Below are 23,578 nucleotides of genomic sequence, written 5' to 3'. Positions count from 1 at the left end.
CTCCTGAAGCACGTCATGAGCGTCTAACCCAAATCACGTGCAACCGCTCAAGGACCTCTTCCCATGGCACAAGTCATCAATACCAACACGATGTCGTTGAATGCTCAGCGTAACCTGAGCACCAGCGGCAGCTCCCTGGCCACCACCATCCAGCGCCTGTCGTCGGGTTCGCGCATCAACAGCGCCAAGGACGACGCGGCTGGCCTGGCGATCTCCGAGCGCTTCGGCACCCAGATCCGCGGCACCGACGTGGCCATCCGCAATGCCAACGACGGCATCTCGCTGGCCCAGGTCGCCGAAGGTTCGCTGACTGAAATCGGCAACAACCTGCAGCGCGTCCGTGAACTGGCGGTGCAGGCGTCCAACGCCACCAACTCGGCCAGCGACCGCAAGGCCCTGCAGGCCGAAGTGACCCAGCTGGTCAGCGAAATCGACCGCGTCGCCAAGCAGTCCGACTTCAACGGCACCAAGCTGCTGGACGGCTCGTTCTCCAGCCAGCTGTTCCAGGTGGGCGCCAACGCCGGCCAGGCCATCGCCATCGACAAGGTGGTGGACGCCAAGGCCAACGCACTGGGCGGCGCCAAGTTCGACGCCAATGCACTGGCGCTGGCCGATCCGGGTACCAATGCCGACTTCAAGACCACCGGCATGAAGATCAACGGCGTCGACATCGACGATGTCGAAGTCAAGCAGGGTGCCACCGCTGCCGACACCGGCAAGGCCTCGCGTGAAGCACTGGTCAGCGCGATCAACGCAAAGATCGGTGAAACCGGCGTCTACGCCGAAGTCAACGGCACCACCGGCGTCACCCTGACTTCGGTCAAGGACAGCACCAACACCGACGGCACCTTCAAGGCGATCACCGCCACCCCGGGTACCTGGACCGGCGCCACCGCTCCGACCTTCACCGCCACGGCCGCCGCCGGCGCACCGGCCAACAAGTTCGCCAGCGACCTGGATGTCAGCACCGTCAAGGGTGCCCAGCAGGCCCTGGAAATCGTCGACAAGGCGCTGGGCTCGATCAACAGCACCCGTGCCGACCTGGGCGCCGTGCAGAACCGCTTCACCTCGGTCGTTGCCAACCTGCAGACCTCCACGGAGAACCTGTCGGCCTCGCGTAGCCGCATCCGCGATACCGACTTCGCCAAGGAAACCGCAGAGCTGACCCGCACCCAGATCCTGCAGCAGGCCGGTACGGCCATGCTGGCCCAGGCCAACCAGGTGCCGCAGAACGTGCTCAGCCTGCTGCGCTGATCCCTGCCTGCAGTGTCGGCGCCGGCGTGACCGGCGCCGACACCGATACCGACGTCCAACGCTCCACCCACGCCTGAAGGAACTTCCATGGCACAAGTCATCAACACCAACACGATGTCGTTGAATGCTCAGCGTAACCTGAGCACCAGCGGCAGCTCGCTGGCCACCACCATCCAGCGCCTGTCGTCGGGTTCGCGCATCAACAGCGCCAAGGACGACGCAGCTGGCCTGGCCATCTCCGAGCGTTTCGGCACCCAGATCCGCGGCACCGACGTGGCCATCCGCAATGCCAACGACGGCATCTCGCTGGCCCAGGTCGCCGAAGGTTCGCTGACCGAAATCGGCAACAACCTGCAGCGCGTCCGCGAACTGGCCGTGCAGTCGTCCAACGCCACCAACTCGGCCAGTGACCGCAAGGCCCTGCAGGCCGAAGTGACCCAGCTGGTCAGCGAAATCGATCGCGTCGCCAAGCAGTCCGACTTCAACGGCACCAAGCTGCTGGACGGTTCGTTCTCCAGCCAGCTGTTCCAGGTGGGCGCCAACGCCGGCCAGGCGATCGCCATCGACAAGATCGTCGATGCCACGACCGCCAAGCTGGGCACGTCGACCTTCGCTACCGGCAAGGTGGCTGATGCGACGGCCGCCCTGACCGCCGATGCCACCCTGACCGGCACCATCAAGGTCGGTTCGGCCACCGTCACGCTGGACAAGATCGAACTGAAGAGCGGCGCCACCGTTGCCGATCAGAACAAGGCTGCCGTCACCGCCATCAACTCCAAGCTCGGCGAAACCGGCGTGCTGGCAGAGCTGGATGACACCGGCAAGATCGTGGTCACCCAGGTCAAGGACGGCGTGGCAATGGCCGACGCTGACATCACCCTGACCGGCGCGGCCGGCTTTGCGCAGACGGCCGATGCCGCTGTCACCACCGCCAACGTCGCCAACCTGGACGTGTCCACGGTGACCGGTGCGCAGAAGGCCCTGTCGCTGGTCGACAACGCCCTGAGCTCGATCAACAACACCCGCGCCGACCTGGGCGCCGTGCAGAACCGCTTCACCTCGGTCGTTGCCAACCTGCAGACCTCCACGGAGAACCTGTCGGCCTCGCGTAGCCGTATCCGCGATACCGACTTCGCCAAGGAAACCGCAGAGCTGACCCGCACCCAGATCCTGCAGCAGGCCGGTACGGCCATGCTGGCCCAGGCCAACCAGGTGCCGCAGAACGTGCTCAGCCTGCTGCGCTGATCCCGTGTGATCCGAAGGCGCCGGGCAACCGGCGCCGCTTCCACCGCACCACGCTCCACGTACGCCCGAAGGAAATCCCATGGCACAAGTCATCAACACCAACACGATGTCGTTGAATGCTCAGCGTAACCTGAGCACCTCCGGCAGCTCGCTGGCCACCACCATCCAGCGCCTGTCGTCGGGTTCGCGCATCAACAGCGCCAAGGACGATGCGGCTGGCCTGGCCATCTCCGAGCGCTTCGGTACCCAGATCCGCGGCACCGACGTGGCCATCCGCAATGCCAACGACGGCATTTCGCTGGCCCAGGTCGCCGAAGGCTCTCTGACCGAAATCGGCAACAACCTGCAGCGCGTCCGCGAACTGTCGGTGCAGGCCTCCAACGCCACCAACTCGGCCAGCGACCGCAAGGCGCTGCAGGCCGAAGTGACCCAGCTGGTCAGCGAAATCGACCGCGTCGCCAAGCAGTCCGACTTCAACGGCACCAAGCTGCTGGACGGTTCGTTCTCCAGCCAGCTGTTCCAGGTCGGCGCCAACGCCGGCCAGGCCATTGCCATCGACAAGGTGGTGGACGCCAAGACCAACGCCCTGGGCGGCGCGCAGTTCGCCACCGCCACGGTTGCTAAGGTGACCGGCGTGGCCGACACCGATGTGGCGATCGCTGCCTTCAGCATCACCGACAGCAAGGGCACTGAAGTCAAGTTCGACAAGCTGGACATGAAGAGCGTCGGCACCGGCGCCGAGAACGAAGTGGCCGCCGGCAAGGCGCTGGCTACCCACATCAATGCCAAGATCGGCGAAACCGGCGTCTACGCCGAAGCCGATGCGGCCGGCGCCGTGACCCTGACTTCGGTCAAGGACAGCGTCGACAAGGACGGCGTGGCCAAGGTCTTCACCACCGACGTCGCTGGCGCAGGCACCGTGACCCTGGGCACCAAGCAGTTCGCCGATGCGATCGACGTGTCCACCGTAAAGGGTGCACAGCAGGCCCTGGAAATCGTCGACAAGGCCCTGGGTGCGATCAACAACACCCGCGCCGACCTCGGTGCCATCCAGAACCGCTTCACTTCGGTCGTTGCCAACCTGCAGACCTCCACGGAGAACCTGTCGGCCTCGCGTAGTCGCATCCGCGATACCGACTTCGCCAAGGAAACCGCAGAGCTGACCCGCACCCAGATCCTGCAGCAGGCCGGTACGGCCATGCTGGCCCAGGCCAACCAGGTGCCGCAGAACGTGCTCAGCCTGCTGCGCTGATCCACGCGTCCACGCCGCCGGCAACCGCCGGCGGCGCGGGCAACGCCCGAAACATCCGTTCAAACGTCACGCAGGAACGGGCCATGGCCATGGGCCGGACTCTCTCTCCCGGCAGCCACATCCCCGTGGCCATGGCCCGCCCCTGCGGCAGAACCGTTATCAGCGCTGTTAGTTTGACTGAACATCCCGGGTGGCTTCGTCTCCCCCCGCTTTTTCAGTAGCCTGAGCCCTCCTCTACATTGGAGGAGGGTTTTTTACAGACCCCCGGCCGGACCGTACTGCGTCCCGCCCGGATACCCCTGCAAAGCGCGTGCCATTCTTCCGCGCCGAGCCAGTGGCACAACTCCTGCATCAACGTGGTTCTAAAGACCCGGCGGCTACGGCCGCTACATTCGTTGACAGCACGGCCACGCGGCACCCCCGCGGCGGCTCACAGACAGGAGAAACAACGTGGCTGACTTTGGTTATGGTGGCATCGGTTCCGGACTGGATATTTCCGGCATGGTGGCCAGCCTGGTCGCGGCCGACCGCAAGCCGGCGGACAACGCACTCAACCTGCAGCAGTCCAAGGCCAAGATGCAGCTGTCGGCGGTGGGCACGGTCAAGTCCGCGTTCGACCTGCTGACCACCTCGCTCAAGGCGCTCAAGGCCTCCACCGCGTTCGATGCCCGCCTGGTCAGTGCGACCAAGGCCGGCACCGAGGAGATCCTGACCGTCAGCAGCACCAACGCCGCGGCAACCGGCAGCCACGAGATCGACGTCACCCAGCTGGCCACGGCCAACAAATGGATCGCCGACACCTCGGTGCCCAAGACCAAGACCTTCGGCGCCGGAACCCTGACGCTGGACGTTGGCGTGGGCGACAAGAAAAAGACGCTGGAAATCCAGGTCGAGGCCGATGACACCCTCTCCTCGATCCGCACCAAGATCGAGAAGGCCGGCCGCAGCCTGGGCGTGCAGTCCACCCTGATCGCCTCGGGCGACAACCAGTTCCTGTCGATCTCGCAGGAAAAGGCCGGCACCGCCAACGCCATCAAGCTCAGCGCAGGCGCCGGCAATGCCGACCTGACCGCCCTGGCGGCCAGCCTGTCCGAGCGCACCCCGGCGGCCGATGCCAAGCTGACCATCGATGGCGTGGAAGTGGTGGCCAGCGAGAACACCGTCACCGACGTGGTGCCGGGCCTGACACTGAACCTGAAGGCCAAGGGCAAGAGCACCGTCACCGTCAGCACCGACGTGGCCGCCGCACGCAAGGTCATGCAGGACTTCGTGACCGCCTACAACGGCGCGATCAGCGCGATCAACACCGCGACCAAGTACGACATCGAGAACAAGGAGCCGTCGTCGCTGACCGGCGATGCGCAGATGCGCGGCGCGTCCAGCCAGCTGCGCGCGATGATGGGCGGCGTGCTCAAGGACCTGGCCGCAGCCGGCCTGGACCCCAAGACGCTGGGGCTGCAGACCCGCGCCTACCCCAATGCCGATGGCAGCCTGGTGCTGGATGGCACCAAGTTTGAAGCGGCCCTGGTCAACAAGGCCGGCGCCGTGCGGGAAGCCCTGACCGGTGACGACGGCGCGGCCGCCAAACTGTTTGCCATGGTGGATGGCTACACCAGCACCACCGTGGGCAAGGAAGGCGCGTTCGTTTCGCGCACCAAGAGCATCAATGCCACCCTCACCGACATCGACAAGCGCCGCAAGGCCCTGGACGTGCGCATGGCCGGTGTCGAAGAGCGCTACAAGAAGCAGTTCCTGGCCCTGGATACGTTGATGGGCAAGCTCAGCCAGACCACCTCCTCGCTGAGCGCGCAGCTCAGCCAGCTGGCCGGTTGATCCCTACGGCAGCGTGCTCAAGTTAATCGCGCACGCTGCCGATACAGGTACCGACGCAGTAACAACGCAGGCTCCACCCCCGGTGCCGCAGACCTCGCGAGGCACGCGGCCCCGCACGAAGGAGACATGATTGATGTACGGTTCGAACCGTCAATTCACCGAGCAGTACCGGCAGGTCGGCGTACAGAGCGCGATCACCGATGCCGATCCGCACAAGCTGGTCGCCCTGCTCCTGGCCGGCGCGCTGGAACGCGTCCGCCTGGCCCAGGCCTGCCTGGAAGGCGGCGACCAGGCCCGCAAGGGCAAGGCGATCGGCGAAGTCTGCGCGATCGTGGGCCACCTCAACGGCTCGCTCGACCACGAGGCCGGCGGCGAGATCGCCGGCAATCTGTCGGCGCTGTATGACTATGTGATGCAGCGGCTGACCGAAGCCAACCTGCACAACGACCCCGAAGCCCTGCGCGAATCGCTGGAGCTGCTGGGCGAAATCGACGCCGCCTGGAACGCGATTCCGCGCGACCAGCGCGTGCCTGCCCAGGCCGCGCTGTAATGGCCACCCCCCTGCTCACCCTGGCCGACCTCAACACCGAGCTGGACACGCTGGAAACCGCGCTGCTGGCCGATGACCACGAGCGTGCCAGCGACTGTCTGGATACGCTGCACGTCAACCAGGCGCGGTTCCTGGCCCAGCCCGGTGCCCTTGACGATGTGCCCGGCCTGAGTGCCCTGGAAGGCCGCCAGCAGCGGATCATGGTGATGATGATGAGCCAGCGCGACGAGGCCGGCCGCCACCTGCGCAACGGCGCCAACGCCAACCGGGCGGCGCACGCCTACCTCACTGCGGAGTCGCTGGCATGAACGACGCGCGCCCCGCGGCCATCCATCATCCGGCCGAAAGCGAGCTGTTCGATGAAACGTTGAGCTGCGAGGTGGCACTGCCCGCCGAGTTCCGCCTGGGCAGTGCGGTGATACGCCCCGGCAGTGCCGAAACCCTGCTGCGCAGCGTGGCGCTGGTGGAAGATGCACGCAGCGACGACGGCCACGACGATCGCGGCGAATCCACGGCGCAGATGCAGCGGCTGGAGGCCAAGCTGGACCTGACCATGGTGCTGCTGGGCCGGCTGGTGCGGCAGAGCGCCCAGGACCTGGACCTGCGCCCGCTGCGCTGGTCGCGCCGGGGCATCCGGCTGGAACAGGGCGCGCGCAGCGGTGCGGCCGCCGGCAGCCTGGGCGTGATCCGGCTGCAGCCCTGCGACTGGCTGCCCGACCATATCGACCTGCCGGTCGCCGTGCTGGCCGAAGCGGCTACCGGCGCCGGCGCGCACTTCCTCTGGCTGCGCTTCGAGCCGATGAGCGATGCGCTGGAAATGGCGCTGGAACGGCACCTGTTCCGCCTGCACCGGCGCCAGATCGCCCAGGCGCGGTTGGCCGATCGACGCCCCTGACCGGGACTGACGGGTGCCGGCCGGCGGCCGGCAGCCCACACCGTGACGGGTTCGGCTTGGCGGTAGGCCGCCACTCCGTTAAGGTGGCCGTCTTCTTCACATCCCCCCAAGCCTGCCTGTGCGCGTTCTCATCGTCGACGATCACACCCTGGTCCGCGCCGGCCTCAGCCGCCTGCTCCAGGGCTTTGCCAATGTCGAGGTGGTCGCCGATGCCAGCAATGCCGAACAGGCGCTGCAGATGGCCATCCAGCACAGCCCCGATGTCATCCTGATGGACCTGTCGCTGCCGGGCCGTACCGGGCTTGAAGCACTGAGCGACATTCTGCTGCGCGCCCCCGGCACCCGGGTGGTGATGATGACCATGCACGACGACGCGGTGCACGTGCGCGATGCGCTGGACCGTGGCGCGGTCGGCTTCGTCGTCAAGGACGCGGCCCCGCAGGAGCTGGAACTGGCGCTGCTGGCCGCCCATGCCGGCCAGGTGTTCCTGAGCCCACAGATCTCGGCCAAGATGCTGGCGCCCATGCTGGGCAAGGAAAAGCCGGTGGGCGTGGCCGCGCTGTCGCCCCGCCAGCGCGAGATCCTGCGCCAGATCGGCCGCGGCGAAAGCAACAAGGAAATCGCCGCCGACCTCGGCATCAGCGTCAAGACCGTGGAAACCCACCGCGCGCGCATGATGGAGTCGCTGGGCTGCCGCCGCGCCAATGATCTGCTGCTGCTCGCCGCGCGCCACCAGCACGAACTGGAATGAGCCGCGCCGGTTCTCCGGCAGCCTGAAGCCTTCAGGCGGGGTGGCGACGGGATTTTGAACGGCACCGGGCCGCCCGGGTCACCAGATACAGGGGTTCCAGCCGCAGGCGGCGTCAATTTTCCGCGCTGGTGTAGGGATTTTCCTGACTCACTGTCAGGAACCTGACGACAGCACTAGGGAACCCCCTGATTACGGTGTCGGGATAACACAAGCAAGATGTGTTCCATAACGCGCCGGGGAGTCGGTGCGATGGGGAATACACATGAAGCCGACGATGTCGACCCAGCTGGGTCAGCAGCTCCACCTCACGCCGCAACTGCTGCAGTCGATCCGACTGCTGCAGCTGGACGGCATGCAGCTGGAGCTGGAAATCCGCCGCGCCCTGGAGACCAATCCGCTGCTGGAGATCGAAGAGGCGCCCGAAGCGCCCGCGGTCGACACCAGCGACACCACCACCGTGCAGGAAGTGGCCGCGTTCGACGAACTGCCCGAAAGCGCGATGTGGGACGTGCCCGGCGCCAGCTGGCAGGACGGCGACGATGACCGCATGCAGCGGATTGCCGCCGACGAATCCAGCGACCCGCACCTGCGCGCCCTGCAGCGCCTGACCCTGGAGCTGGACGCACGCGAACTGGCCGTCGCCAGCTTCTGGCTGGAGCACTGCGACGACGCCGGTTACCTGGATGCGCCGCTGGCCCAGCTGCAACTGCTGGCCAGCGCCCATCACGATGTGGACGCCGCCGGCGTCGAAGCGGTCCGCCAGCAGATCCTGCACGGCGACCCGGCCGGCCTGGCCGCCTGCGACCTGCATGAATGCCTGAGCGTGCAGCTACGCGCCCTGCCCGGCCGCGTCCCGGCCCGCCACCTGGCCCAGCGCGTGCTCGACGAGGGGCTGGAAAGCCTGGCCGCGCACGACTACATCGCCCTGGCCCGCCAGCTCGATGCCGAAGTGGCCGACATCCATGAAGCCGTTCGGCTGATCCTGTCGCTGCAGCCGCGCCCGGGCGACAGCCTGCGCCCAGACGACAACGGCGTGGTCATCCCCGACGTCATCGCCTGGCACGCCGACAACCAGTGGCGCGTGGCGTTGAACCCGGCCACCAGCCGTCGCCTGAGCATCAACCCCAGCTACGAGCACGCGCTGGCCGATGCCGGCGAGGCGGCCCAGCCGCTGCGCGACATGCTGCAGGAAGCACGCTGGCTCACCCGGGGCCTGTCGATGCGCTATGACACCCTGCTGCGCACCACCCGGGTGATCATCGAGCGCCAGGCCGGCTTCCTTACCCGCGGTGAAGAGGCCATGGCACCGCTGACCCTGAAGGAAGTAGCCGATGCGATCGGCATGCACGAATCGACCGTGTCGCGCATCACCACCGGCAAGTACCTGCAGACACCGCGCGGCACCCTGGAACTGAAGCACTTCTTCGCCGTGCGGCTGGAAGGCGCCAGCGTCTCCGGCCAGGCCGTCAAGGCCATGGTGCGCCGCCTGATCGACGCCGAACCGGCCGGCCGCCCGCTGGCCGACGAGGCCATCGCCGGCCTGCTGTCGCGCCAGGGGGTGAACATCGCCCGCCGTACCGTTGCAAAATACCGCGAACAACTGGACATCGCCCCGGCGCGTGAACGCCGCCGGATCAATGCCAGGACCCCGCAACTGGCCCGGGTGGGCTGAAGGAAATGGAAGACATGAACAAGCTCACCGTCCTGCTGGTCGACGACCACGAGGGCTTCATCAACGCCGCCATGCGCCACTTCCGCAAGGTCGACTGGCTGGACGTGATCGGCAGCGCCGCCAACGGCCTGGAAGCCATCGAACGCTCGGAAACGCTGCGCCCGCAAGTGGTGCTGATGGACCTGGCGATGCCCGAAATGGGCGGCCTGCAGGCCACCCGCCTGATCAAGTCGCAGGACGACGCCCCGTACATCGTCATCGCCAGCCACTTCGACGACGTCGAGCACCGCGAGCACGCCCTGCGCGCTGGCGCCGACAACTTCGTCAGCAAGCTGTCCTACATCCAGGAGGTCATGCCGATCCTGGAAGGTCTGAAGGGGAATGGATCATGAGTGAGTCGCGCATCCTGGTACTGGACAGCGACGCGGTGCGTGCCGAGCGCACCGTCGCCCTGCTCGAATTCATGGACTTCAACCCGCGCTGGGTGGCCGACGCGGCCGATTTCGACATCACCCGCCAGCGCTCCACCGACTGGATGGCCGTGATCATCGGCGGCCTGGAAGCCGGTGCGCGCAGCGATGCGCTGTTTGCCTGGGCCGGCCAGGGCGCCCTGCCGCCGCCGGTGATGCTGATCGACGGCGACGCCCCGCGCTTCGCCCAGCAGCATGGCCTGCATGAAGCCAACGTGTGGCCGCTGGAAGCGCCGCTGCGCCACGCCCAGATGGAAGCCCTGCTGCGCCGCGCCAGCCTGAAGCGGCTGGATGCCGAGCACCAGGCCGGTGCCGTGCAGGAACAGGGGCCCACCGGCGAAGGTGCGGCGGTAAGCGCCCTGCGCCTGATGATCGAACAGGTGGCCGCGTTCGACACCACCGTACTGGTGCTGGGCGAATCGGGCACCGGCAAGGAAGTGGTGTCGCGCTCGATCCACCAGCGCTCGCCGCGCCGTGATGGCCCGTTCGTGGCGATCAACTGCGGTGCGATCCCGGCCGAGCTGCTGGAGAGCGAGCTGTTCGGTCACGAAAAGGGCGCCTTTACCGGTGCACTGAGCGCCCGCAAGGGCCGCTTCGAAATGGCCGAGGGCGGCACCCTGCTGTTGGATGAAATCGGCGACATGAGCCTGCCGATGCAGGTCAAGCTGCTGCGCGTGCTGCAGGAGCGCAGCTTCGAGCGCGTGGGTGGCAACCAGACGATCCGCTGCAACGTGCGCGTGATTGCCGCTACCCACCGCGACCTGGAATCGCGCATTGCCGACGGCAAGTTCCGCGAGGATCTGTTCTACCGCCTCAACGTGTTCCCGATCGACGTGCCGGCGCTGCGCGAGCGCAGCGAAGACCTGCCGGCGCTGGTGACCACCATTGCCGCGCAGCTGGCGCGCACCGGTCGCGGCGAAGTGCGCTTCAGCGCCGAAGCCCTGCAGGCGCTGGCCAGCTACGAGTGGCCCGGCAACGTGCGCGAACTGACCAACCTGGTCGAGCGCCTGGCCGTGCTGCACCCCGGCGGCACCGTGCGCGTGCAGGACCTGCCGGCACGCTATCGCGGCGATTTCAGCGCCAGCGTACCGGCGCCCGTGGTGGCCCCGGCGCCAGTCGCCGACGAGCGTCTGGACCTGCGCAGCTTTTCCTTCCACGTGCCGACGCCGGGCACCGGTGCCGCCGCGGACGCCGGTCCGGCCGCCCGCGCCCCGGCCCTGCCCGACGCCGGCCTGGACCTGCGCAACCACATGGCCAACATCGAGTTGAACCTGATCAACGAAGCACTGGAACGCACCCAGGGCGTGGTCGCCCATGCCGCCCAGCTGCTTGGCCTGCGCCGCACCACGCTGGTGGAAAAGCTGCGCAAGTACGGGATCGAGCGCGACCAGGCCGAACTGGCCGGTTGAGCCGACCGCACGTTGGAATGACGCAGAAGCCCGGGCCTGTCCCGGGCTTTGTCGTTGTGGCGTTCGCGGCAACGGCCGGCAGACAGATTGCAACGTTTCCTACAGACACGCGCCATGCACTGACTAGCATCAAAGGCACATCCCTTGGAGGTCATCCGATGCGCCTGTTCCCCGCGTTGCTCTTCCTGGCCCTGCTGCCCACCACCTGCCTGGCCACCCCGGCCTGCACCTTGCCGACCACGCTCGACGCGCGCCAGTTCATCAATATCAGCGATCCGCTCTATCGCCCCGACAACCCCAACGCTGGGCGGATGGTGCAGGTGAATTTCGCGGCCGACCAATACGTGCTCGACATCCTTGGCACCCCGGTGCGCGTGCAGGGTAGCTACCGATACCAGCGCCATGCCCCGCACCTCGGTGAAATCCGGATGCGCGAAGCCTTCCCGGGCGGCACCGCCGCCTACACCCTGCTGCTCACCTGCCTGACCGACAGCGAGGGCATGTTCGTCTTCACCCAGCACGCCGGTCCCATTCCCCCGGCCCGCCGCCAGAACAGCGGCCGCTGGACGCTGACGCCCTAGAAGAGCAGCCACAGAAGAGCAGCCACCCATGGGGTGGCTCTACCCCCGATACCGTTCCATGGGCGGCCGCACAGCCGGTACACCGCCCGGTAGAGCCACCCCATGGGTGGCTGCACGACACCCCGCCGGTTTTCCGACGCCGGCGCCCCGACACCCGCGCCGCGTCAACGCGCCGCAGCAACATTCCGTCGCGCAACGCGACCGGCCGCTCCACCCGCCCTCGCCGCGTGAAGGCGCAAGCCCTTGTGCCACCAACAAAACTGAACCGGTAAACGGTTTCGGCACGCCACTTGCAACGTATTCACCCGAAACCCCATCCCAGCTTCGGAACGTTCCAGATGTCGCACTCCGTCACCTCCGTCCTTTCCCAGATCCGCTCCTTCCAGACCCAGATGGGGCAGTCCGCCGTCAGCCCGCTGACGGAGGCGCCGAAGAACAATGCCATCCAGGGCCTTGTCTCCCCCCAGGAAGTGCAGGGTCCGAGCTTCACCGAAACCCTGCGCGGCGCCATTGCCGGCGTCAACGATGCCCAGCAGAAGTCCGGCGCATTGGCCAAGGCCTTCGAACTGGGTGAACCCGGTGCCGACCTTGCCAAGGTAATGGTCGCCTCGCAGCAGTCCCAGATCGCCTTCCGCGCCACCGTGGAAGTCCGTAACCGTCTCGTCCAGGCTTACCAGGACGTGATGAACATGCCGCTGTAAGGATAGAAACGCATGGCCCTGTCGCTCTCCAAAGAATCGCTGAACACCGAAAAGGCTGGGCAGTGGTTCGACCGGCTGCAAAGCCTGCAGATCACCCGTCGGCTCGGACTGATGGCGATGATCGCCGTGGCCGTGGCGGCAGGTCTGTTCGTGTTCTTCTGGTCGCAGAAGCCGGGCATGGTGCCGCTGTACACCGGCCTGGACCAGAAGGCCACCGCCGAAGCCACCGACCTGCTGCGCACCGCGCAGATTCCGTTCGAACTGGACCCGGCCACCGGTGGCATCACCGTGCCGGAAAAGAACCTGCACGACGCCCGCCTGAAGCTGGCCGGCTCGGGCCTGACCGACAGTGGCCGGCTCGGTTTCGAGCTGATGGAGCGTGATCCGGGCTTCGGCGTCAGCCAGTTCATGGAAAACGCCCGCTACCAGCATTCGCTGGAAACCGAGCTGTCGCGCACCATCAACACGCTGCGCCCGGTGCGCGATTCGCGCGTGCACCTGGCCATTCCCAAGCCCAGCGCCTTCACCCGCCAGCGTGACGTGGCCAGTGCCTCGGTGGTGCTGGAACTGCGCGGTGGCCAGCAGCTGGAACGCGGCCAGATCGATGCCATCGTGCACATGGTGGCCGCCAGCATTCCCGACCTGGCTCCCGAGCGCGTGACCGTGGTGGACCAGAGCGGGCGCATGCTGAGCGTGTCCGATCCCAACAGCGATGCGGCGATGAACGCCGCGCAGTTCGAACAGGTGCGCCGCCAGGAAACTTCGTTCAACCAGCGCATCCGCGAACTGCTGGAACCGATGACCGGCCCGGGCCGGGTCAATCCGGAAACCAGCGTGGACATGGACTTCTCGGTCATCGAGGAAGCCCGTGAGCTGTACAACGGCGAGCCGCAGAAGCTGCGCAGCGAGCAGATGAGCGAGAACAGCAGCAACGTGCCCGGCCCGCAGGGCGTGCCCGGTGCAGCCAGCAACACCCCGCCCGGCCCGGCCGCCGCGCCGGCCACCGCCGCCGCCCCGACCGAAACCTCGAAGAACGCCACCCGCAACTACGAGCTGGACCGTACCCTGCAGCACACCCGCCAGCCGGCGGGCCGCATCAAGCGCGTGTCGGTGGCGGTGCTGGTGGACAACGTGCCGCGAGCCGGCGCCAACGGCAAGACCACCGAGCAGGCACTGTCGGCGGCCGAGCTGACCCGCGTCGAGGCCCTGGTCAAGCAGGCGGTCGGCTTCGATGCCGAACGTGGCGACACGGTGTCGGTGATGAATGCCCCGTTCGTGCGTGAAGTCACCCCGGTCGAAGGGCCCAAGTGGTGGGAGCTGCCGCAGGTGCAGGACGCCCTGCGTCTGCTGCTCGGCGCGATCGTGGTGCTGGCCCTGGTGTTCGGCGTGCTGCGCCCGGCGCTGCGCTCGATCACCGGCCAGAACAAGAAAGACAGCGACGACGCACTGGAACCGCACAGTGCCGACGTACAGCTGGTCGACGATGGCGAAGGCCTGCCCGCGCTGGGCAGCGAACGCCTGAACGCGGCCGGACATGAAACCCTGGCACTGCCGGTGGACTCCTACGAGGAACGACTGCGCATGGCGCGTGAAGCTGTAAAGACCGATTCCAAGCGCGTGGCCCAGGTGGTCAAGGGCTGGGTGGCCAATGACTGACGCCACCACTGCGCCGCTGAGCGGCGTACAACGCGCCGCCGTGCTGCTGCTGTCGCTGGGTGAACTGGACGCGGCCGAAGTGCTGCGCCACATGGAGCCCAAGGAGGTGCAGAAGATCGGCATCGCCATGGCCACCATGACCGACATCACCCGTGCCCAGGTGGAAGGGGTGATGGACCAGTTCAGTTCCGAACTGGGCTCCAAGACTTCGCTGGGCGTGGGCTCGGACGACTACATCCGCAACATGCTGGTGCAGGCGCTGGGCAGCGAGAAGGCTGGCAACCTGATCGACCGCATCCTGCTCGGCCGCAACACCACCGGCCTGGACGCACTGAAGTGGATGGACCCGCGTGCGGTGGCCGACCTGGTCCGCAACGAGCATCCGCAGATCATCGCCATCGTGATGGCCCACCTGGAAACCGACCAGGCCGCCGACGCGCTCAAGCTGCTGCCCGAACGTACCCGGGTGGACGTGCTGCTGCGCATCGCCACCCTGGACGGCATTCCGCCGAACGCGCTGAACGAGCTCAACGAAATCATGGAGCGCCAGTTCGCCGGCAACCAGAACCTGAAGTCGTCCAACATCGGCGGCGTGCAGTGCGCGGCCAACATCCTGAACTTCATGGACAGCGGCCAGGACCAGGCGATCCTGGGCGAGATCGCCCGCATCGATGCCCCGCTGAGCGGGCGCATCCAGGACCTGATGTTCGTGTTCGACGACCTGGTGGACCTGGACGACCGCGAACTGCAGCTGGTGCTGCGCGAAGTCAGCGGCGAGCGTCTGGGCCTGGCCCTGCGCGGCGCGGACATCAAGGTGCGCGACAAGATCACCCGCAACATGTCCCAGCGCGCCGCCGAGATCCTGCTCGAAGACATGGAAGCACGCGGTCCGGTGCGCCTGTCCGACGTGGAAGTGGCGCAGCGCGAGATCCTGGCCATCGTCAAGCGCATGGCCGATGAAGGCACCGTCACCATTGGCGGCAACGCGGAGGCGATGCTGTGAACAACGCCGTGCGCTGGCTTGCCCCGGACCTGCTGGCGGTGCCCGAACCGGCACCGGTGGAGGAGAGTTTCGAGCTCACCGAACCGGATCCGGAGCACGAACCGGAACCGCTGCTGCAGCTGCCCACGCTGGAGGAAATCCAGCAGATCCAGGACGCCGCCGAAAAAGACGGCTTCGACCGCGGCCATGCCGACGGCCAGGCCCAGGGCCAGGCCGAGGTGCGCCGTCTGGTCGCGCAGATCGAAGGCATCCTGGACAACTTCAGCCGGCCGCTGGTGCGGCTGGAGAATGAAGTGGTGGCCGCGCTGGGCGAACTGGCCGTCCGTATTGCCGGCACCCTGGTCGGCCGCGCGTACCAGGCCGACCCGGCGCTGCTCGCGCAGCTGGTGGGCGAGGCCGTCGACGCGGTCGGCGGCGCCAACCGCGAGGTTGAGGTGCGCCTGCACCCTGACGACATCGCCGCGCTCACCCCGCTGCTGCAGCTGTCGCCCACCCAGCGCCTCACCCCCGACGTCAGCCTGAGCCGCGGCGACCTGCGCGTGCACGCCGAAGCGGTGCGCATCGACGGCACCCTGGAAGCCCGCCTGCGTGGCGCGCTGGATGCGGTGCTGCGCAAATCCGGAGCCAGTGCATGAACACCGAACCCCTGCCCGTCCCGGCCGCCGAGTGGGCGCCCGCGCGCAACCTGCGCCTGGCTGCGCGCCTGGACAGCATCCAGCCCGACGGCAACCACGGCCGCGGCCTGATCCGCGAAGGCGTGCTGCGCCGCGCGGTCGGGCTTACATTGGAAGCAGTCGGCTGCGAATCGCCGATGGGCGCCAGCTGCAAGGTGGAAGTCGCCGACGGCGGCTGGGTGGATGCCGAAGTGGTCGGCTTTGCCGGCGAGCGCACCTACCTGATGCCCAGCGCCGAACTGCATGGCCTGCTGCCCAACGCGCGGGTGGTGCCGGTCCTGGGCCGCGGCGGCGTGGAAGTGGGCGAAGGCCTGCTCGGCCGGGTCATCGACAGCGATGGCGTGCCGCTGGACGGCAAAGGCCCGATCCGCGCCGAAGGCACCGTGAGCATGGCCGGGGTGTCGATCAACCCGCTTGCCCGCGAGCCGATCACCCAGCCGCTGGACGTGGGCGTGCGCGCGATCAACGCGCTGCTGCCGATCGGCCGTGGCCAGCGTGTCGGCCTGTTTGCCGGTTCGGGCGTGGGTAAATCCACCCTGCTCGGCATGATGACCCGCTACACCGCCGCCGACGTGATCGTGGTGGGCCTGATCGGTGAACGTGGCCGCGAAGTGCGCGATTTCGTTGAAAGCACCCTCGGCGAAGAAGGCCTGCGCCGCGCCGTGGTGGTGGCCAGCCCGGCCGACCGACCGCCGCTGGCCCGCCTGCACGGTGCCTACCGCGCCACCGCCATTGCCGAATGGTTCCGCGACCAGGGCCTGAACGTACTGCTGCTGATGGACTCGCTGACCCGCTTCGCGCAGGCCCAGCGTGAGATCGGCCTGTCGGTGGGCGAGCCGCCCACCACCCGCGGCTACCCGCCGTCGGTGTTTGCCAAGCTGCCGGCCCTGGTGGAACGCGCCGGCAACGGCGCCAAGGGCCGGGGTTCGATCACCGCCTTTTACACCGTGCTGACCGAAGGCGACGATCCGCAGGATCCGATCGCCGACGCCGCCCGCGCGATTCTCGACGGCCATATCCTGCTGTCGCGCCGGGTGGCCGACAGCGGCCTGTACCCGGCCATCGACGTGGAATCGTCGGTCAGCCGCGTGGTCACCGAAATTGCCGACGAACCCTGGCGCCTGCGCATCCGCAAGCTCAAGCGCCTGGTCTCGGCGTACTCGTCCAACCGCGACCTGATCGCGATCGGCGCCTACCAGCGCGGTAACGATCCGGCCACCGACGAAGCGCTGGAGCGCTGGTCGGACATCGCCGAATTCCTCGGCCAGGACGTCGGCAAGGCCGCCGACCTGCCGCACAGCCAGGCCGCACTCAAGCGCCTGGTGGAACCTGAGAGCTAAGCCATGATCCAGTCCAAGCGTTTCGATCCCCTGCTCAAGCGGGCCCAGGACCACGAAGACGAGGTTGCCCGTGACCTGGCCGAACGCCAGCGCACGCTCGACACCCACCTGTCGCGCCTGGACGAGCTGCGCCGTTACGCCGACGAGTACGCCAACGCGCAGATGGCGGCCACCAGCCCGGCCCAGCTGCTCAACCGGCGCGCATTCCTGGACCGCCTGGACAGTGCGGTGGCGCAGCAGCGCCAGACCGTGGACCACAACCGTGAAAAGGTCGAAGCCGAACGCGCCCGCCTGATCCTGGCCAGCCGCGACAAGGCGGTGCTGGAACAGCTGGCCGCCAGCTACCGCGCACAGGAGAAGGTGGTCACCGACCGCCGCGACCAGCGTGAGATGGATGACCTCGGCGCACGCCGAAGCCGCCAGGCGCAGCGCGAAGACACCGACACCGGAGGTACGCCGTGATGCCTCCCGCACTTCAGGGCACCGCGTCCACGGGCGCTGCCAAGGCCACCGGTACATCCCCGCGCAGCGACGCGTCGTCCGGCGATACCCGCCGGGACTTTGACGCGCTGCTTAACGGCGACGCCGCCAGCACCGCCAAGGCGCCCGCACGCCCCGCCGGCAAGGCCGGCAACGCGGGCACTGCCGACGGGTCGGCCAAATCCGGCACCGAACCGAACACCCCCGCTACTGCCGATGCGCCCAAGCGCCCCGGCAGCGACGCCGCCACCGAGGCCACGGCCGACGCGGGCACTACCGAAAGCACCGCCGCCGCCAAGCCGGCCGCCCAGGACAGCGCGGACGAGACCGAGCCCGCGCCGTGGCCACCGCTCGGCCTGGCCGGGCTGGCCTTGGCCGGCACCCCGCCGCACCTGCCGCCCGCGCTGCAACCGGCCGCCCCTGCGGCGACCGATGCCGACCCGCTGCTGGCCACTGCCGCCCCGCTGCCCGCCCCGGCGCTGCCGTTGGCGGCCGCCGCGGCAGGTGCCGCTACCGCCAGCGAACCGGCCGCCGCGTTGGTGTTGCCCGCCGATGCCACGGTGGCCGACGACCCGGCACTGCTCAAGGCCGTCACCGACGCCCTGGCCGGCGCCGACAGCGGTGATGCCCCGGCCACCCCGCTGCTGCACGCGCTGCACGCCGCGGCCGAGCTGAAGACCAGTGCCGTCACGGCGGCATTCACCGGCAGCCCGACCGCCACCCCGGACGTGGGCGCCGATGACTTTGGGGATGCCATGAGCGCCCGCATCGGCTGGTTGGCCGACCAGAAGATCGGCCACGCGGTGATCCGGGTGACCCCGCATGACCTGGGCCAGATCGAAGTGCGCCTGCAGATTGACGGGGACAAGGTGCACGCCAGCTTCAGCAGCGCCCATGCCGAGGTCCGCCACGCGCTCGAAACCAGCCTGCCCCGCCTGCGCGAGATGCTTGGCGAGCAGGGCTTCCAGCTCGGCAACGCCGATGTGGGCCAGCAGCACACCGCGCAGGGCGGCCAGGACGGCAACGGGCAGCCCGGCGCGACCGGCGGCGACGGCGAACCGACGCTGGCCGACATCACCGTCTCGCCGGCACAGCTGATGCGCCAGCGCGGGTTGGTTGACGCGTACGCGTAGGCAGCCCCTGTAAATGCCGGCCACGGGCCGGTTTACGCACTGCACGCACCCGGTAGTGCCGGCCGCTGGCCGGCTCCTGCACGCACACGGTAGTGCCGGCCGCTGGCCGGCTCCTCAGGAAATCACGGGTATGCGTGGAGCCGGCCAGCGGCCGGCACTACCTGGAAATCACGGGTATGCGTGGAGCCGGCCAGCGGCCGGCTCTACCGGGGGATCACGGGTGTGCGTGGAGCCGGCCAGCGGCCGGCTCTACCGGGGGATCACGGGTGTGCGTGAAGCCGGCCAGCGGCCGGCACTACCGTCACCGCGCGCCAGCGCGCTGCCGCCCCGCCCCCGCCAGAAACCCGACGCCGGCCTGCCCCGGCATTCAGGCACGGCCTTTGCATGTAGCCAGGAAGCAATCCAATGGAGCTTCCCCTCGTGGCCGCAGCCGCCGACAAAACCAAGAAATCCGCCGACAAGGACAAGGCCTCCAAGCCGCGTAGTCCGTTGTTGATCACCGCCCTGGTGGCCGTGCTCGCCGCCGGCGCCGCCGGTGGCGGTGCGTGGTACTTCGCCTCGTCCCAGTCGCACGACCCCAAGGCAGCCAAGCCGGCCGCCAGCAAGGCCATGCCCGCACCGGCGCAGTACTTCGGGCTGGAGCCGCCGTTCGTGGTCAACCTCAACAGCAGCTTCGACGGCCCGCGCTACCTGCAGGTGGAAGTCCAGCTGATGACCCGCGACCCGGCCGCGCTGGAGGCGATCAAGCTGCACGCCCCGGCCATCCGCGCCAAGTTGCTGATGCTGTTCTCGCAGGTCGAGCCGACCCAGATCGCCGACCGCGCCGGCAAGGAACGCCTGCAGGCCGACTCGCTGGCCGAAGTGCAGAAGCTGCTCAAGGCCGAAACCGGCTCCAAGGGCGCCGACGAACTGCTGTTCACCAGCTTCGTCACCCAGTAAGGGCACACCATGAATGACCTGCTTTCCCAGGACGAGATCGATGCGCTGTTGCACGGCGTGGATTCGGGTGCGGTCGAAACCGATGTGGACGCGGCAACGCCCGGCGAAGCCCGCAGCTACGACTTTGCCAGCCAGGACCGCATCATCCGTGGGCGCATGCCGACCCTGGAGATGGTCAACGAGCGCTTCGCGCGCCTGTGGCGGATCGGCTTGTTCAACCTGATCCGTCGCTCGGCCGAGCTGTCGGTGCGCGGCATCGAGCTGATCAAGTTCAACGACTACATGCACTCGCTGTACGTGCCCACCAACCTCAACCTGATCCGCTTCAAGCCGCTGCGCGGTACCGGGCTGATCGTGTTCGAGCCGACGCTGGTGTTCGCGATCGTGGACAACTTCTTCGGCGGTGACGGGCGCTACCCCACCCGCATCGAAGGCCGCGAGTTCACCGCCACCGAAATGCGCGTGATCCACCTGCTGCTCAAGCAGACCTTCGCCGACCTGCAGGAAGCGTGGGCCCCGGTGATGGACGTGGAGCTGGAGTACATCAACTCCGAGATCAACCCGCACTTCGCCAACATCGTTACCCCGCGCGAGTACGTGGTGGTCTGCCGCCTGCACGTCGAGCTCGATGGCGGTGGCGGTGACATCCACGTCACCCTGCCCTACTCGATGCTCGAACCGATCCGCGAACTGCTCGATGCCGGCATCCAGAGCGACCGCAACGACCGCGATGCCAGCTGGGGCGTGATGCTGCGCGAACAGCTCAACATCGCCGAAGTCACCCTGTCCAGCGTACTGGCCAGCAAGCGCATGACGCTGCGCGAACTGACCGGGCTGAAGGTCGGCGACATCCTGCCGATCGACCTGCAGCCGCAGGTGCCGGTGTGCGTGGAGAACATTCCGGTGTTCACCGGCGAGTTCGGCGTCGCCAATGGCAGCAACGCAGTGAAGATCATCGCCACCCATCCCCCGGGCACCCGCCCACGCGTTCCCGTTATCCAGGAAGACCCGCAATGAACGATATCGAAACCAACGAACCGGCACCGGCACAGTTCACCACGCTGCAGTCCGATGACAGCCTGGGGCCCGAACTGAACCTGGATGTCATCCTCGATGTGCCGGTGACGCTGTCGCTGGAAGTGGGCCGCGCGCGCCTGCCGATCCGCAACCTGCTGCAGCTCAACCAGGGCTCGGTGGTGGAACTGGAACGCGGTGCCGGCGAATCGCTGGACGTGTTCGTCAACGGCACGCTGATCGCGCATGGCGAAGTGGTGGTCATCAACGATCGTTTCGGCGTGCGCCTGACCGACGTGGTCAGCCCCAGCGAACGGATCCGGAGACTGCGTTGATCGCATCGCTGCTCATCGCCGCCGGTACCCCGGCGGCCAAGGTCGGCCAGCACGCGGCCGCCGCACCGAGCATGTTCGGTGCGGTGCTGGCGCTGCTGGCGGTGCTGGCGCTGATCATCGGCCTGGGCTGGCTGCTCAAGCGCATGCCCGGCAGCGGCTTCCGCCCGGCCGAAGGCATGCGCGTGGTGGCCAGCCTCAACGTGGGCGCCAAGGAGCGCGTGGTGGTGGTGGAGGTCAACGGTGAGCAGCTGCTGCTGGGCGTCACCGCTGGCGGCATCAACACCCTGCACCACCTGCCCGAACCGCTGCCGACGCCGGCCCCGGCGCGCCTGCCGGACCTGAAGAACCTGCCGACGCTCAAGAACCTCCCGAATTTCGCCCAGCTGCTGCAACAGCGGCTGCGCAAGGAACCCTGATCATGCGTGGCCCGAACGCCTCCTGGACCCGTTACCTGCCGTTGCTGCTGCTCCTGCTGTTGTGTGCGCTGCCGGCGCTGGCGATGGCCGCCCCCGGCCTGCCTGGCACCCCGGCGCTGCCGGACGTGAATGTCGGCAAGATCGGCGGCCAGCCGGTCAGCCTGCCGCTGCAGACCCTGCTGCTGATGACCGCGATCACCCTGATCCCGTCGATGCTGCTGGTGCTGACCGCCTTCACCCGCATCATCATCGTGCTGGGCCTGCTGCGCCAGGCGCTGGGCACCGGCCAGACCCCGTCCAACCAGGTGCTGCTGGGCCTGGCCCTGTTCCTCACCGCGATGGTGATGCTGCCGGTGTGGCAGAAGGCCTGGGGCAGCGGCATGGCGCCCTACCTCAACGGCGAGATCGACTTCCAGACCGCCTGGACGCTCACCACCCAGCCGCTGCGCGCCTTCATGCTGGCGCAGATCCGCGAAACCGACCTGATGACCTTCGCCGGCATGGCCGGGCACGGCACCTATTCCGGTCCGGATGCGATTCCGTTCCCGGTGCTGGTGGCCTCGTTCGTCACCAGCGAGCTGAAAACCGCCTTCGAAATCGGCTTCCTGATCTTCATCCCGTTCGTGATCATCGACCTGGTCGTGGCCAGCGTGCTGATGTCGATGGGCATGATGATGCTGTCGCCGATGCTGGTGTCGGCGCCGTTCAAGATCCTGCTGTTCGTGCTGGTCGACGGCTGGGTCCTGGTGGTCGGCACCCTGGCCGCCAGCTTCAACGCGGTGCAGTGACATGACGCCCGAACTTGCGTTGACCGAACTGCGTGGCGGCCTGATCGTGGTGCTGTGGGTGGCCGGCCCGCTGCTGCTCACCGTGTTGATCGTCGGCGTGGTGGTGGGCGTGGTGCAGGCCGCCACCCAGCTCAACGAGCCCACCATCGCCTTCGTGGCCAAGGCCGCGGCGCTCACCGCGGTGCTGTTCGCGCTGGGCAGCCTGCTGATCGGCCAGCTGGTGGAGTACACCACGCTGCTGTTCCAGCGCATCCCGCACCTGATCGGGTAGCAGGCCATGGATTCCGCCACCCAGATGGCTGCCGACGGCCTGCAGGCCTTCGGCATGATCGGCACCATCCTGTGGACCATGCTGCGCATCGGCGCCATGCTGATGGCGATGCCCTTGATCGGCACCCGCGCGGTGCCGTCGCGGGTGCGCGTGGTGCTGGCCGGTGCGCTGGCCGTGGCGCTGTCGCCGCTGCTGCCGCCGGTGCCCCAGTGGACCGGGTTCGACGCCGCCACTGTGTTGAGCATCGCCCGCGAGCTGGCCATCGGCGTCTCGATCGGCTTCCTGCTGCGGCTGGTGTTCGAAGCCGGCGCCATGGCTGGCGAGCTGGTCGCCCAAGGCACGGGCCTGGCCTTTGCACAGATGAGCGACCCGCTGCGCGGCGGCAGTTCCGGCGTCATCGGCCAGTGGTTCTACCTGCTGTTCGGCCTGCTGTTCTTCAGCACCAACGGCCACCTGGCCTTGATCTCGCTGCTGATGGACAGCTACAAGGCGGTCCCGATCGGCGCCGCGCTGCCCAACATCGACACCTTCCTCAGCGCCGCACCGACCTTTGCCCTGCAGGTGTTCCGCGGTGCGCTCGGCCTGGCGCTGCCGCTCACCGTGGCGATGCTGGCGATCAACCTGGCCTTCGGCGTGCTGGCCCGTGCCGCGCCCGCGTTGAATCCCATCCAGCTGGGCCTGCCGGTGGCGCTGCTGCTGGGCCTGTTCCTGCTGACCGTCCTGGCCGGCGAAATGGGTCCGCCCGTGCAGCGCCTGTTCGATGCCGCCTTCCAGGCCGCCGATGGCGTGACCCGCTGATTCACCCCGCCCTCACGAAAAAGTGTGCGCGGACACTTGCTATCCCCCCCATCGTTGGCGGTAGGCTGTAGTCACCGCCCGCAGTCCGGGGCCGGGAGCCGCACACGCCGGGGAAAGG

At 67.9% G+C, this 23,578-nt stretch carries 26 protein-coding genes; all 26 read left to right on the top strand.

Annotated features, from left to right (window positions below; all coding sequences use genetic code 11):
* The first annotated feature begins 63 nt into the window (after positions 1 to 63).
* The 26 genes from ACZ0AE_RS09490 (at position 64) to fliR (ending at position 23,460) form a co-directional block, all read left to right on the top strand.
* Entirely contained in the window at positions 64 to 1,254 is a 1,191-nt protein-coding gene (locus ACZ0AE_RS09490; RefSeq protein ID WP_463600916.1) for a flagellin, read from the top strand.
* An 87-nt stretch (positions 1,255 to 1,341) separates the two neighbouring features.
* Entirely contained in the window at positions 1,342 to 2,499 is a 1,158-nt protein-coding gene (locus ACZ0AE_RS09485) for a flagellin (RefSeq protein WP_137189427.1), read from the top strand.
* Positions 2,500 to 2,578: 79 nt separating this feature from the next.
* Complete coding sequence (locus tag ACZ0AE_RS09480; RefSeq protein ID WP_463600915.1) at positions 2,579 to 3,751, top strand: flagellin; 1,173 nt, start codon at positions 2,579 to 2,581, stop codon at positions 3,749 to 3,751.
* Positions 3,752 to 4,201: 450 nt separating this feature from the next.
* The gene (fliD, locus tag ACZ0AE_RS09475) at positions 4,202 to 5,584 is read left to right on the top strand and encodes a flagellar filament capping protein FliD (RefSeq protein WP_447593482.1); all 1,383 of its coding nucleotides are present in this window, start codon (positions 4,202 to 4,204) and stop codon (positions 5,582 to 5,584) included.
* A 133-nt stretch (positions 5,585 to 5,717) separates the two neighbouring features.
* Positions 5,718 to 6,134: a flagellar export chaperone FliS gene (fliS, locus tag ACZ0AE_RS09470; protein ID WP_038688455.1), complete on the top strand. Its 417-nt coding sequence runs from the start codon at positions 5,718 to 5,720 to the stop codon at positions 6,132 to 6,134.
* A complete protein-coding gene (locus ACZ0AE_RS09465; RefSeq protein ID WP_463600914.1) occupies positions 6,134 to 6,442 on the top strand; it encodes a hypothetical protein in 309 nt (102 codons plus the stop codon). Before fliS ends, ACZ0AE_RS09465 begins: the two co-directional genes overlap by 1 nt.
* Positions 6,439 to 7,029 carry a PilZ domain-containing protein gene (locus tag ACZ0AE_RS09460; protein ID WP_038688459.1) on the top strand — a complete coding sequence of 197 codons (591 nt, stop codon included), beginning with the start codon at positions 6,439 to 6,441 and terminating at the stop codon, positions 7,027 to 7,029. The genes ACZ0AE_RS09465 and ACZ0AE_RS09460 overlap by 4 nt, the downstream gene beginning before the upstream one ends.
* A 118-nt stretch (positions 7,030 to 7,147) precedes the next feature.
* Entirely contained in the window at positions 7,148 to 7,780 is a 633-nt protein-coding gene (locus tag ACZ0AE_RS09455; protein ID WP_038688461.1) for a response regulator, read from the top strand.
* Positions 7,781 to 8,042: 262 nt separating this feature from the next.
* On the top strand, positions 8,043 to 9,452 hold the full coding sequence (gene rpoN, locus ACZ0AE_RS09450; RefSeq protein WP_463600913.1) for an RNA polymerase factor sigma-54: 1,410 nt from the start codon (positions 8,043 to 8,045) through the stop codon (positions 9,450 to 9,452).
* Positions 9,453 to 9,466: 14 nt separating this feature from the next.
* A complete protein-coding gene (locus ACZ0AE_RS09445; protein ID WP_038692225.1) occupies positions 9,467 to 9,844 on the top strand; it encodes a response regulator in 378 nt (125 codons plus the stop codon).
* Positions 9,841 to 11,331 carry a sigma-54 dependent transcriptional regulator gene (locus ACZ0AE_RS09440; RefSeq protein ID WP_038688464.1) on the top strand — a complete coding sequence of 497 codons (1,491 nt, stop codon included), beginning with the start codon at positions 9,841 to 9,843 and terminating at the stop codon, positions 11,329 to 11,331. The genes ACZ0AE_RS09445 and ACZ0AE_RS09440 overlap by 4 nt, the downstream gene beginning before the upstream one ends.
* Before the next feature lie 158 nt (positions 11,332 to 11,489).
* Positions 11,490 to 11,912, top strand: a complete 423-nt coding sequence (locus tag ACZ0AE_RS09435; RefSeq protein ID WP_463600912.1) for a hypothetical protein — start codon at positions 11,490 to 11,492, stop codon at positions 11,910 to 11,912.
* A 338-nt stretch (positions 11,913 to 12,250) separates the two neighbouring features.
* Entirely contained in the window at positions 12,251 to 12,613 is a 363-nt protein-coding gene (gene fliE, locus ACZ0AE_RS09430) for a flagellar hook-basal body complex protein FliE (protein WP_038688468.1), read from the top strand.
* A gap of 12 nt (positions 12,614 to 12,625) precedes the next feature.
* Positions 12,626 to 14,269, top strand: coding sequence for a flagellar basal-body MS-ring/collar protein FliF (gene fliF / locus ACZ0AE_RS09425; RefSeq protein ID WP_463600911.1), 1,644 nt, complete (start codon positions 12,626 to 12,628; stop codon positions 14,267 to 14,269).
* Positions 14,270 to 14,285: 16 nt separating this feature from the next.
* Positions 14,286 to 15,272, top strand: coding sequence for a flagellar motor switch protein FliG (gene fliG, locus ACZ0AE_RS09420; protein ID WP_038692227.1), 987 nt, complete (start codon positions 14,286 to 14,288; stop codon positions 15,270 to 15,272).
* The gene (locus ACZ0AE_RS09415; protein WP_038688472.1) at positions 15,269 to 15,907 is read left to right on the top strand and encodes a FliH/SctL family protein; all 639 of its coding nucleotides are present in this window, start codon (positions 15,269 to 15,271) and stop codon (positions 15,905 to 15,907) included. The genes fliG and ACZ0AE_RS09415 overlap by 4 nt, the downstream gene beginning before the upstream one ends.
* Positions 15,904 to 17,286: a FliI/YscN family ATPase gene (locus ACZ0AE_RS09410; RefSeq protein ID WP_038688474.1), complete on the top strand. Its 1,383-nt coding sequence runs from the start codon at positions 15,904 to 15,906 to the stop codon at positions 17,284 to 17,286. Before ACZ0AE_RS09415 ends, ACZ0AE_RS09410 begins: the two co-directional genes overlap by 4 nt.
* A gap of 3 nt (positions 17,287 to 17,289) precedes the next feature.
* Complete coding sequence (fliJ, locus tag ACZ0AE_RS09405) at positions 17,290 to 17,748, top strand: flagellar export protein FliJ (RefSeq protein WP_038688476.1); 459 nt, start codon at positions 17,290 to 17,292, stop codon at positions 17,746 to 17,748.
* Complete coding sequence (locus ACZ0AE_RS09400) at positions 17,748 to 18,899, top strand: flagellar hook-length control protein FliK (protein WP_463600910.1); 1,152 nt, start codon at positions 17,748 to 17,750, stop codon at positions 18,897 to 18,899. Before fliJ ends, ACZ0AE_RS09400 begins: the two co-directional genes overlap by 1 nt.
* Before the next feature lie 405 nt (positions 18,900 to 19,304).
* The gene (locus ACZ0AE_RS09395) at positions 19,305 to 19,838 is read left to right on the top strand and encodes a flagellar basal body-associated FliL family protein (RefSeq protein WP_463600909.1); all 534 of its coding nucleotides are present in this window, start codon (positions 19,305 to 19,307) and stop codon (positions 19,836 to 19,838) included.
* Positions 19,839 to 19,847: 9 nt separating this feature from the next.
* Positions 19,848 to 20,855: a flagellar motor switch protein FliM gene (gene fliM, locus ACZ0AE_RS09390; protein WP_038688480.1), complete on the top strand. Its 1,008-nt coding sequence runs from the start codon at positions 19,848 to 19,850 to the stop codon at positions 20,853 to 20,855.
* Positions 20,852 to 21,187: a flagellar motor switch protein FliN gene (fliN, locus tag ACZ0AE_RS09385; RefSeq protein WP_038688482.1), complete on the top strand. Its 336-nt coding sequence runs from the start codon at positions 20,852 to 20,854 to the stop codon at positions 21,185 to 21,187. The genes fliM and fliN overlap by 4 nt, the downstream gene beginning before the upstream one ends.
* Complete coding sequence (fliO, locus tag ACZ0AE_RS09380; RefSeq protein WP_038692232.1) at positions 21,187 to 21,603, top strand: flagellar biosynthetic protein FliO; 417 nt, start codon at positions 21,187 to 21,189, stop codon at positions 21,601 to 21,603. The genes fliN and fliO overlap by 1 nt, the downstream gene beginning before the upstream one ends.
* 2 nt (positions 21,604 to 21,605) lie before the next feature.
* Positions 21,606 to 22,391, top strand: coding sequence for a flagellar type III secretion system pore protein FliP (gene fliP / locus ACZ0AE_RS09375; protein WP_038688484.1), 786 nt, complete (start codon positions 21,606 to 21,608; stop codon positions 22,389 to 22,391).
* Position 22,392: 1 nt separating this feature from the next.
* Positions 22,393 to 22,662 (top strand): flagellar biosynthetic protein FliQ, encoded by a 270-nt coding sequence (locus ACZ0AE_RS09370; RefSeq protein WP_038688486.1) that lies wholly within the window; start codon positions 22,393 to 22,395, stop codon positions 22,660 to 22,662.
* Between the two features lie 6 nt (positions 22,663 to 22,668).
* Complete coding sequence (fliR, locus tag ACZ0AE_RS09365) at positions 22,669 to 23,460, top strand: flagellar biosynthetic protein FliR (protein ID WP_038688488.1); 792 nt, start codon at positions 22,669 to 22,671, stop codon at positions 23,458 to 23,460.
* Positions 23,461 to 23,578 lie beyond the last annotated feature (118 nt).

Source organism: Stenotrophomonas sp. AC248 (assembly GCF_979258185.1).
The sequence above is the reverse complement of the archived record's forward strand: the minus strand, read 5'-3'. Positions and strand labels throughout refer to the sequence as shown.